The sequence below is a fragment of the Williamsia sp. SKLECPSW1 genome (assembly GCF_054332755.1).
Map to the genome: position 1 here is coordinate 2,357,683 of NZ_JBTGLI010000001.1, position 10,027 is coordinate 2,367,709.

Below are 10,027 nucleotides of genomic sequence, written 5' to 3' on the forward strand. Positions count from 1 at the left end.
GGGGTGACCCCGCCGACGTCGGTGGGCCGATCGGAGTCCACAGGTCGAGAACAGTTCGCGAGGAAGGTGCCTCATGACCAGCGCGTCGGATGCGGTCGAGTACGGGTCGTCGATCCTGGGCTATCCCCGGATCGGTGCGCGTCGTGAGCTGAAGCGGGCGCTCGAGGACCACTGGCACCGCGGATCCTCGCTCGACGAGCTCGAGGCGGCCGGTCGGGAGCTCCAGGACGAGATGTGGCGTGAGCTCGCGGCGATGGGGCTCGAGCAGGTGCCCGGCAACATCTTCTCGTTCTACGACCACGTCCTCGACGACGCGCTGCTGTTCGGGGCCGTCCCCGAACGTTTCCGCCCGCTGCAGGAACAGCTGGAGCCGCTGGAGTTCTACTTCGCGATGGCGCGCGGCAAGCCGGACTTCCCGCCGTTGGAGCTCATCAAGTACTTCGGCACGAACTACCACTACCGGCAGCCGGAGATCAGCCCGCGGACGGCGTTCACACTGAACGCCGCGGGCCTGCTGGCCGAGCACGCGCGGGCCAAGGCCGACGGCATCGAGTTGCGACCGGTGGTGCACGGGCCGGTGAGTCTGCTGCTGCTGTCGAAGTCGGGACCGGACGCGCCCGAGGGCTTCGCACCGCTGGACCGCATCGACGACCTCGTCGACGTCTATCTCGAGTTGCTCGACGCGCTGTACAAGCAGGGCGCGAAGTGCGTGCAGTTGGACGAGCCGGCGTTCGCGACCGACCGCACCGTGCAGGAGCTCGAGATCCTCGCACGGGTCTACGACCGCCTGTCCGGTGTCGCGTCACGACCCCGACTGCTCGTCACCGGCCAGTACGGGGATCTCGGGCCCGCGCTGCCCGCGCTCGCGGCGACCAAGGTCGAGGCGATCGCGCTCGACCTCATCAGCGCCCCGATGAGTGCCGCTGCGCTGGCGGCGATCCCGGGTCTCAAGCGCAAGCGTCTCTACGCCGGCGTCATCGACGGTCGCAACGTGTGGAAAGCCGCCAAGGGCGGCAAGCTCGACTACCTGTTGGAGATCAAGAAGGAGATCCCCGACATCGTCGTGTCCACCTCGTGCTCGCTGATGCACGTGCCCGTCGACAAACTCATCGAGCCCGACATCCCCGGGGACGTCGCCGACCGCCTGTCCTTCGCGAAGCAGAAGGTGGGTGAGGTCGTCGCGTTGGCGAAGGCCGTCACCAACGGTGCGCCGGAGCACTGGTACACCCGACCCACCTCGGTCCACTTCAAGCTGAAACACGATGTGCGGCAGCGTGTCGCGGCGATCCGTCCGGATCAGCGCGAGCGCGCCCCGTACGCGGAGCGCAAGGCGGCGCAGGACGCGGTCCTCGGTCTGCCCCCGGTGCCCACCTGCACCCTCGGGTCGTTCCCGCAGACGGCGGAGATGCGCAAGGCCCGCTACGACTACGGCCAGGAGCGTCTGTCCTGGGACGACTACGCCGGCGAGATCAAGGACGAGATCGCCCGCGTCATCGCGCTGCAGGAGGACATCGGTCTCGACGTCCTCGTCCACGGCGAGCCCGAGCGCAACGACATGATCCAGTACTTCGCGGAGTTGATGGACGGCTACGTGGCCACCCAGATGGGGTGGGTGCAGGTCTACGGGTCCCGGTGTGTGCGACCGCCGATCATGTACGGCGACATCAAGCGCAAGGGCCCGATGACGGTCGAGTGGATCACCTACGCGCAGTCCCTGACCGACAAGCCCGTCAAGGGGATACTCACCGGGCCGGTCACCATGCTCGCGCGCTCGTTCGTGCGGCAGGATCAGCCGCTGTACGAGTCGGCCGAGCAGCTGGCACTGGCCATCCGCGACGAGGTCTCCGACCTCGAGCGCGCCGGCATCAAGATCATCCAGGTCGACGAACCGTCGATCCGCGAACTCCTGCCGCTGCGTGAGCGGGGGCGTGAGGGTTATCTCGACTGGGCGGTCTCGGCGTTCAAGCTTGCTGTCGGCGGTGCCAAGCCGGAGACCCAGATCCACACGCACCTCGGCTATTCCAGCATCGGCCAGGTGGTCGAGGCGTTCGACGCCCTCGATGCCGACGTCACCTCGATCGTCGCGACGCGCTCCATCGACTGGGTGCTCGACCAGCTCGTCAACTCGGGCACACCCATCCAGCGCGGTGTGGGCCCGGGTGTCTACGAGAGCCGCAGCGCGGCCATCCCGGACATCGACGAGATCGACGCACGCATCCAGCGCGCGGTCCTCGCGATCGACCCCGAACGGCTCTGGGTCAACCCCGACGGCGGGCTCAAGACCCGGCACTACTGGCAACTCGAGCCGTCGCTGAGAAACATGGTCGCGGCCGCACGCCGGCAGCGTCGTCGACTCCTGGCCGCGTCGGACGGCTGATCCGTGGTGATTGTTCCCGCTCGGCGGGAACAATCACTCCCGATTCCCTGGTACGCAGCGAACTCCCAGCGAGCGTCCAGCTCACCCGCCGGACCTCTCGGGAGACTGGCCCCATGGTGATCCGGCGGATGGTCGAGTGGGTGCGGTCGGCGCCCGCGTCGTGTGCGTGGCTGGCCCTGTTGTTCGTGACCACGGTCCTCCAGCACGTCGGCACCGCCGCGCAGGTGACGACGTGGCTGGGGGACTCGTCGACCGACCTCCGTCATCTCGGGTCGGACCCGATCACCGTGTTGGTGACGAGTCTCGGATGGCTCGACGGCGCGTACTGGCTGCCCTACGTGGTCATGTTCGCGATCGTCGTGATCCCGATGGAACGACGACTGGGGGTCCGACTCTGGGTCGTGCTCGGTCTCGCGGGCCACGTCGTCGGCACGGCGGTGAGCCAGGGTGCGCTGTGGGTCGCGATCGCACTCGGGGCCACGTCGTCGTCACAGATGACGATGCGCGACATCGGCGTCAGTTACGCCCTGATGGCCTTCGTCGGCGGCGCAGCGCACTTCGTCACACCGGACCACCGTCGCCTGTTCGCCGGCATCGCCGTCACGGTCGCGGGCCTCGCCCTCGTCGTCGATCCCGGCGTGACGAACCTGGGGCACCTCACCGCGCTGGTGACGGGACTCGTCGTCGGACCCCTGGTGGTGCCGACCGCTCAGCTCTCGGCGAGACGCTTCTTCTCGACCTCGACGTCGAAATCAGGTGCGGGCCACCGTAGGTCGAGGTCCGACAGTGCGTCGATGAGGATCTCGGTGACGGCCAGCCGCGCGAACCACTTGCGGTCGGCGGGGACCACGTACCAGGGGGCCTCGTCGATGTCGGTGCGGTCCAGGACGGCCTGATACGCCTCCTGGTAGGCCGACCAGTACCGGCGCTCGTCGACGTCACCCGGGTTGTACTTCCAGTACTTGTCGGGTCGGTCGAGCCGACGCGCGAGACGATCGCGCTGTTCGTCGTGCGAGATGTGCAGGAACACCTTCACGACGGTGGTCTCGGTGCCGACCACCTCCCGCTCGAAGTCGGTGATCGTGTCGTACCGCGACCCCCACACGTCGGCCGGGACCAGATCGTGCACACGCACGACGAGGACGTCCTCGTAGTGGGAGCGGTCGAAGACCCCGATCTGACCGGCCGCGGGCAGCTTCTTCCTGACACGCCACAGGAAGTGATGGGCGAGCTCCTCGTCGGTGGGCTTGCCGAACGACGCGTGACTGACGCCCTGGGGGTCGACCATCCCCATCACATGGCGCACGATCCCACCCTTGCCGGAGGTGTCCATACCCTGCAGCACCAGCAACACCGAGCGGGGATCGCCGCTGCGTCCGTGCGCGTAGAGCCGCTCCTGCAGATCGGCCAGGATCTCCCCGCGAGCCTTCCGGATCTCCTTGCCCGCGGACTTGCCCCCGTCGAAACCCGGTGTGTCCCGGGGGTCGACGTCGGCGACGGGACCGATCACGGACGCGCGCAGGATGTCGACGGACAGGGGCGCGTCGTCGGTGGGGTCCATCGGATCACCCTACTGCGGTGGCCGACCCGCCGGGACCGAACAGGCCACCACCGCCGAACGCGGCTCGGTGTGAGTCGGGCTGCGTCCCATCGTCGTTGACGATCCCGCGGGCGCGACCCTCCTCGGCGCTGATCAGTGTCGCCCCGCTGCACGCGCCGATCTCGGGGTCCCGTGCGAGCGCATCGATCACCCGTCCGACGAACGCGGGGTCCTCGGCGCGGTCGAGCGAGAACCCGGCGAACTCCGTCAGTCCGGAGCTCAGCAGCATCCGTGTGCGGATGAGGCCGAGCCACAGGCTGATCGCGGTCACACCGGTGCCGCGGAGCTCGACGGCCATGTCCGCGGCCATCTTGTCCAGGCCGGTCTTGGCGACGCCGTACAGCACCGAGTGCAGATGCCCCCGGGACCCGAAGGACGAGACGTGCACGACGAGGCCGGACCCCGCATCGACCATCAGGCGAGCGGCGTGGACGGACGCGACGTAGTGCGCCCGGAGTCCGACGTCGACGAGTGGCCGCCAGTCGGACACAGGACGCTCCCAGAACGGCTCCGCGAACCCGCCGAACCCGTCGGGCGCCGCCCACACCGCGTTCACCAGGAGGTCGAGATGGCCGCTCTCGGAAGCGATCCGATCGAAGAGTGCGGCGACGGCCGCGTCGTCGGTGTGATCGCAGGTGACCGGGCGCACGTCACCACCGGCGGCGACGGGCCGCGCGGCGAGCCGACCGAGCCGGTCGTCGGGTGTGATGCCTCCCCGGCCGGTGAACCACACCGTCCACCCGGCCGCGGCGAGCGCGGTGACGACCCCGCGCCCCACCCCGCCGGCGCCGCCGGTCACCAGCGCGACCCGTCGGCCGTCGCCGCTCATCCGTGCACCGTGCTCATGCGCTGCACTGTAGGCGAGCGGGCCGGTCAGGATCCCGGGGTCGCGGTCGCGTCCGGGCCGATCGGGAACTGCGGGAGCGGGTGGTCGCGTCGGGCGAACTCGGCTGCCGACCCCCTGACCTCCACGATGCCGACGAACGACGTCCACACCAGCATCGTCAGCTGGTCGACGAGGTCGGACTGCGGCAGGCTGCGCTCCTGCATCCACCAGTGGGTCGCCAGCTGGACGCCGCCGACGAGGGCGTACGACCACGTCTGGAAGCCGTCGGTCTCCAGTCCGCGGTCGCCGAGGCGGGCGTGCATGGCGAAGGCGACGACCTCGGCGATGAGCTTCTCCGAGTCGGCCAGGACGCTCGGGCTCGCCGACTTCGAACTGGTGACGAACTGGTAGATCTCGGGCTCGTCGGAGATCGTCTCGACGTACACCGAGATGACCGTCCGCGTCAGCGTGTACTCGTCGACGTCGTCGATGAGGACCTCGGTGAGCCGCGGGAGGAGCACCGTCTCGATGAAGCGGACCATCGCCGCGGTGTTCAGGTCGTTCTTGTCGGTGAAGTAGCGGTAGAGCACGGTCTTCGAGACGCCGATGTGGGCCGCGATCTCGTCCATGCCGACGTCGGCGCCGTGCTCGCGCACCGCGGCCATCGTGCCGTCGACCAGTTCGGTGCGCCGCTTCTCCTTGTGCCGCTGCCACCGCTGCTTGCGCCCGTCGACGAGGTCGCCCTCGGCGGGGTCGGCGGTGGCGCGCAGCGCCGCCTCGAGCCCCTTCGTCGCCGCGGCCGCCGCGGTGATCGCGGCGCGCGCGGCCGCGGCGGTGGTCTGGCGACTGGGCATCGGTTCAGCCTATCCGTCCGGCACGCGGTGCCACCCTCCGCGACCGCGGGCCGTCGCACGCCGAGGGGCCCTCGCGCCCGATTCGGGTAAGACTGTGCGGGTGGAAGAGACGTCAGTGCAGGACCGGCGGGCAGCGCCTGCCGGACCGGGGTTCGCCGGGCTGAGCGACGCCGCCGGCGATGCGCAGCGCAGGCGGGACCTGAGGAAGATGAAGGTCGTCGCGACCGGTTTCCTCGCGGCCGCCGCCCTGGTGTACCTGTTCACCCGGTACATCGAGTCCCGCGACGGTGCCGACGTGGCCGCGTGGGTCGGCTATGTGCGGGCTGCGGCCGAGGCGGGCATGGTCGGCGCCCTGGCCGACTGGTTCGCGGTGACGGCCCTGTTCAAGCAACCGCTCGGGCTGCCGATCCCGCACACGGCGCTCATCCGCCGCAAGAAGGACCAGATCGGCGACCAACTCGGTGACTTCATCGAGGAGAACTTCATGACCCCCTCGGTGATCGAGGGACAGGTCGAGAAACTGCAACTGCCGCACCGCGTCTCCCGGTGGCTCGCCGACCCCGCGAACGCCCCCCGCATCAGCGACGAGGCGTCCCGGGCGATCGGCCTGGCCGGCGAGATGCTGGCCGACGAGGACGTCGAGGCGTTCATCGTCGCGGGTATGCGGTGGATGGCCGAGCCGCAGTGGGGCCCGCCGGCGGGTCGGGTCCTCGAGCAGCTCATCGACGAGGATCGCCTCGAGCCGCTCATCCAGATGCTGTGCGAGCGCGCCCGCGCCTGGGCCGAGGACAGTCAGCCGCTCATCGACCGCATCATCGACAAGGACGGCCCCGCGTGGGCGCCCAAGTTCGTCAACCTCCTCGTCGGTGAGCGCATCCATCGCGAGCTGGTGGAGTACACCGCGAAGATCGCCGCCGATCCCGACCACGACATCCGTCGGGCGATGCGCGAGCTGGCGGTGACGTTCGCCCACGATCTGCAGCACGATCCGGCGACGATGGCGAAGGTCGAGGAGATCAAGGACGAGTTCATCGGCCGCGACGAGGTCGCCGGTGCCGCGTCGACGGCGTGGAAGGCCGCCAAGGCGGTACTCGAGCAGGCCCTCGACGATCCCGACAGCCGACTGCGCACCGCGTTGGCCGACGGCGTCATCCGCGTGGCGACACGCATCAGCGCCGACGACGTGCTGCAGGACAAGATGAACATGTGGACGGTGCGCGTCGCCCGCCACGTGTCGCAGAACTACTCGCGGGAGATCATCTCCGTCATCACCGAGACCGTGCGCGGATGGGACGCCGACGACACCAGCCGCAAGATCGAACTGCAGGTCGGTCGGGACCTGCAGTTCATCCGCATCAACGGCACGGTCGTGGGTTCACTGGCCGGCCTCGTGATCTACACCGTCTCGGTGTTGCTCTTCAGCTGACCCGCGAGCCGGGCGAGATCGTCGAAGAGGTCGCGGCACAACACATCCGGCGAGCGTTCGTCGCCGCCGACCCACCTCGCGAACGCCGTGGTGAACACCGTCACGCCGCTCTGTGCGGCCAGTTCGGCGTCGGTCGTGGCGACCCCGCGGGCGGTGAGCCGGTCGGCGATCTGCGTCGCCAGACGCGCCATCTTGTCGCGCTCGCGCTCGCGGAGCTGCGGCGTCGAGTCGACGATCCGGTGGCGCAGTGCGGCGAACTCCCGGCGTTCGGGGGTGAAGCGGGTGGCGCCGCCGCCCACCGCGGCCGCGACCACGGTCATCGGTGACGCGTCGTGGGGAAGGGCGGCGACGGCGTCGAGGAAGGACGCCTCGAACTCGTCGGACCCCCAGAAGAGGACCTCCCGCTTGTCGGCGAAGTGACGGTAGAACGTGCGCTCGGTCAGTCCCGCGGCCTCGGCTATGTCGGCGGCGGTGGTCGCGTCGTAGCCGCGTCGGGCGAACAGGTCGAGCGCGGCCGACCGCATCCGTTCCGCCGCGCCGGGCTGCCACCGTGCCATGCGCCCGAGTCTAGGTCGCCCGCGACTCTGATGACAGAAGCTGACATGTCGGCGTACGCTCGATGATGTCAGAAACAGACATCACAAAGGGGTTCGTCATGAAGGTGTTCGTCACGGGGGCGTCGGGGTGGATCGGGTCGGCAGTGGTGCGCACGCTGGTCGGCGAAGGTCACGAGGTGACCGGGCTGGCGCGGTCGGAGGGATCGGTCTCGGCGGTGGCCGCGAACGGCGCCACGCCGCTGCGCGGTGACCTCGACGACCTCGACTCGCTGGCGGCGGGCGCGCGATCGGCCGACGCGGTGGTCCACCTGGCGATGAAGCACGACTGGCAGAACGTGGCGGCGTCGTTCGCCGCCGAGCGGGCCGCCGTGCAGCGTCTCGGGGAGGTGCTCGCCGGCAGCGGTCGTCGGCTGATCCTCGCCGGAGGCCTGGCGGCGCTCGCCCAGGGTCGTCCCGCGACCGAGGACGACCCGTCGCCGTTCCACGGTCCCGACTCGGCCCGCGGCGGTGCGGAGAACCTGGCCCTGGAGTTCGTCGCCCGCGACGTCGCGTCGATCGTCGTCCGCTTCGCGCCCACCGTGCACGGTGTCGGCGACCACGGCTTCATCTCGGTCGTCACCCAGGCGGCCCGGCGGGCCGGTGTCTCGGGCTACGGGGCGGACGGTGAGAACCGCTGGGCCGCTGTGCATCGTGAGGACGCCGCGCGGTTGGTGGCGCTCGCGGTCGCGGGTGGACAGGCGGGGGCGATCCTGCACGCCGTCGACGAGGAGGGGATCCCGACGCGGGAGATCGCGGAGGCGATCGGTGCGGCGCAGGGCGTGCCGGCGACCTCGATGGAGCCCGACGTGCTCGCCGAGCAGATCGGCCCGTTCGTCGGCGGCTTCTTCGCGACCGGCGACCTGCCTGCCTCGAGCGCACGGACCCGGGCGGCACTCGGATGGGAGCCCCGCGAGCGGGGGCTCCTCGCCGACATCGCCGCCGGCGCGTACTCCTGAGCCCCTCGTGAGGGTGGACGACGTGTGACGTGGGCCATGCGTTAGCACAAGTGCTTGCATTTGCTAGCACTGCTGCTACCGTGGGTGCCGGAGTCGAGAGGAGGAACCGATGGGTTCGGAATCGCACGATCCCGACACGACGTCTGACGATGTCGATGCCGAGGAACTTGCCAGCCGCGCCGTCGAGGGTGTCGTGAACGCCGCCCAGGACATCGGTTCCTTCATCCGATCCCAGCGGGTCGCCGCCGAGGTCTCGTTGCGCCAGTTGGCGGAACGGGCCGGGGTGAGCAATCCGTACCTCAGTCAGATCGAACGAGGGCTGCGCAAGCCCTCCGCCGATGTGCTGGCGCAGATCGCGAAAGGTCTGCGTGTGTCGGCCGAAGTGCTGTACGTGCGGGCCGGCATCCTCGAGGAACGAGCCGCCAGTCCCGTGCGTGACGCGCTGTTGGCGGACTCGCAGATCACCGAACGGCAGAAGCAGATGCTGCTCGAGATCTACGAGTCGTTCCGCAAGGAGAACGGGTCCGTCGCGACCACAGCATGACGTCCACCGACCGACGAGGTCGGTCATCACGAGATCAAGCGAGGAGAACCATGAGCAAGAACGAGCGTGGCCTGGCCACCCCGATCTACGCCGCTGTCGGTGCCGGTGATCTGGCTCTGCAGCAGGTCGGTGAGGTGCTGGCCCAGCTGCGGGAGCATGCCGAGTCGGCCACCGGTACCGCCCAGGCCCGGGTCGAGGAGACCCGCGGCCGCATCGAGGGGACCCGGGAGCGCATCGCCGCGCTGCCCGAGGAGTTCCCCTCCAACATCGAGGAGCTCCGTACGAACATCGACGACCTGCGTACCCGGTTCACCAGCGAGGAGCTGCGCAAGGTGGCGGAGGCCTACATCGAGGTCGCGACCGGCATCTACAACTCGCTCGCCGAGCGCGGCGAGGAGACCGTCGAGCGTCTGCGTCAGCAGCCGGAGTTCCAGGACAACGTCTCGCGCGCCGAGAAGGCCTACAACGACGCGGTCGACCTCACCGAGGACGCGCTCGGCACCATCTCGTCGCAGACCCGCGCCGTCGGTGAGCGTGCCGCCAAGCTCGCGAACCTGGCCTCGGGCCGCGTGTCCGGCGCTGCCGGCACCGTCGAGGCGAAGGCACGGGGGTCCAAGGACTCGCCCGCGGCCAAGCTCGACGAGCTGAAGGAGCCGGCCACGAAGACCCCGGCGAAGAAGACCCCGGCCAAGAAGACGACGGCCAAGAAGGCGTCGCCGGCCAAGAAGGCCCCGGCGAAGAAGACCCCCGCCAAGAAGGCCCCGGCCAAGAAGTCCGCGAACTGACGATCGTCGCAGACGACGTCGCTCCGCGACCACGACGACCGCGCCCCCGGCATCATGCCGGGG

The 10,027-nt window shown here is 69.6% G+C and carries 9 protein-coding genes and 1 pseudogene; 6 read left to right on the plus strand and 4 right to left on the minus strand.

The features are described from left to right. The first annotated feature begins 73 nt into the window (after window positions 1-73). A complete protein-coding gene (gene metE, locus ACXVUM_RS11030) occupies window positions 74-2,377 on the plus strand; it encodes a 5-methyltetrahydropteroyltriglutamate--homocysteine S-methyltransferase (protein WP_458521830.1) in 2,304 nt (767 codons plus the stop codon). Between the two features lie 128 nt (window positions 2,378-2,505). Beyond that, a pseudogene (locus tag ACXVUM_RS11035) lies at window positions 2,506-3,066 on the plus strand (rhomboid-like protein); the annotation flags it as partial. Window positions 3,067-3,086: 20 nt separating this feature from the next. Here the strand turns inward: ACXVUM_RS11035 and ACXVUM_RS11040 are convergent. The 3 genes from ACXVUM_RS11040 to ACXVUM_RS11050 are packed head-to-tail and all read right to left on the minus strand — an operon-like array spanning window position 3,087 to window position 5,657. Continuing rightward, complete coding sequence (locus ACXVUM_RS11040; protein ID WP_458521831.1) at window positions 3,087-3,938, minus strand: PPK2 family polyphosphate kinase; 852 nt, start codon at window positions 3,936-3,938, stop codon at window positions 3,087-3,089. Window positions 3,939-3,942: 4 nt separating this feature from the next. Continuing rightward, on the minus strand, window positions 3,943-4,806 hold the full coding sequence (locus ACXVUM_RS11045; protein ID WP_458521832.1) for an SDR family NAD(P)-dependent oxidoreductase: 864 nt from the start codon (window positions 4,804-4,806) through the stop codon (window positions 3,943-3,945). Between the two features lie 44 nt (window positions 4,807-4,850). Further along, complete coding sequence (locus tag ACXVUM_RS11050; protein ID WP_458521833.1) at window positions 4,851-5,657, minus strand: TetR/AcrR family transcriptional regulator; 807 nt, start codon at window positions 5,655-5,657, stop codon at window positions 4,851-4,853. A 100-nt stretch (window positions 5,658-5,757) separates the two neighbouring features. Here ACXVUM_RS11050 and ACXVUM_RS11055 point away from each other — a divergent pair, with 100 nt between their 5' ends. Then, window positions 5,758-7,083, plus strand: a complete 1,326-nt coding sequence (locus tag ACXVUM_RS11055; RefSeq protein ID WP_458521834.1) for a DUF445 domain-containing protein — start codon at window positions 5,758-5,760, stop codon at window positions 7,081-7,083. Here ACXVUM_RS11055 and ACXVUM_RS11060 read toward each other — a convergent pair. Then, the gene (locus ACXVUM_RS11060) at window positions 7,053-7,640 is read right to left on the minus strand and encodes a TetR/AcrR family transcriptional regulator (RefSeq protein WP_458521835.1); all 588 of its coding nucleotides are present in this window, start codon (window positions 7,638-7,640) and stop codon (window positions 7,053-7,055) included. The two genes, ACXVUM_RS11055 and ACXVUM_RS11060, sit on opposite strands and share 31 nt — an antisense overlap. 98 nt (window positions 7,641-7,738) lie before the next feature. Here ACXVUM_RS11060 and ACXVUM_RS11065 point away from each other — a divergent pair, with 98 nt between their 5' ends. From ACXVUM_RS11065 to ACXVUM_RS11075, 3 genes are all read left to right on the plus strand, one after another. Next, on the plus strand, window positions 7,739-8,635 hold the full coding sequence (locus tag ACXVUM_RS11065; RefSeq protein ID WP_458521836.1) for an NAD-dependent epimerase/dehydratase family protein: 897 nt from the start codon (window positions 7,739-7,741) through the stop codon (window positions 8,633-8,635). A gap of 109 nt (window positions 8,636-8,744) precedes the next feature. Continuing rightward, window positions 8,745-9,179: a helix-turn-helix domain-containing protein gene (locus tag ACXVUM_RS11070; RefSeq protein WP_458521837.1), complete on the plus strand. Its 435-nt coding sequence runs from the start codon at window positions 8,745-8,747 to the stop codon at window positions 9,177-9,179. A gap of 50 nt (window positions 9,180-9,229) precedes the next feature. Further along, a complete protein-coding gene (locus ACXVUM_RS11075) occupies window positions 9,230-9,964 on the plus strand; it encodes a heparin-binding hemagglutinin (RefSeq protein WP_458521838.1) in 735 nt (244 codons plus the stop codon). Window positions 9,965-10,027 lie beyond the last annotated feature (63 nt).

Bases quoted from the DNA above. Each gene is read 5' to 3' on its own strand.
- metE (WP_458521830.1), top strand. From the start codon at position 74: ATGACCAGCGCGTCGGATGCGGTCGAGTACGGGTCGTCGATCCTGGGC.
- ACXVUM_RS11040 (WP_458521831.1), bottom strand. From the start codon at position 3,938: ATGGACCCCACCGACGACGCGCCCCTGTCCGTCGACATCCTGCGCGCG.
- ACXVUM_RS11045 (WP_458521832.1), bottom strand. From the start codon at position 4,806: ATGAGCGGCGACGGCCGACGGGTCGCGCTGGTGACCGGCGGCGCCGGC.
- ACXVUM_RS11050 (WP_458521833.1), bottom strand. From the start codon at position 5,657: ATGCCCAGTCGCCAGACCACCGCCGCGGCCGCGCGCGCCGCGATCACC.
- ACXVUM_RS11060 (WP_458521835.1), bottom strand. From the start codon at position 7,640: ATGGCACGGTGGCAGCCCGGCGCGGCGGAACGGATGCGGTCGGCCGCG.
- ACXVUM_RS11065 (WP_458521836.1), top strand. From the start codon at position 7,739: ATGAAGGTGTTCGTCACGGGGGCGTCGGGGTGGATCGGGTCGGCAGTG.
- ACXVUM_RS11070 (WP_458521837.1), top strand. From the start codon at position 8,745: ATGGGTTCGGAATCGCACGATCCCGACACGACGTCTGACGATGTCGAT.
- ACXVUM_RS11075 (WP_458521838.1), top strand. From the start codon at position 9,230: ATGAGCAAGAACGAGCGTGGCCTGGCCACCCCGATCTACGCCGCTGTC.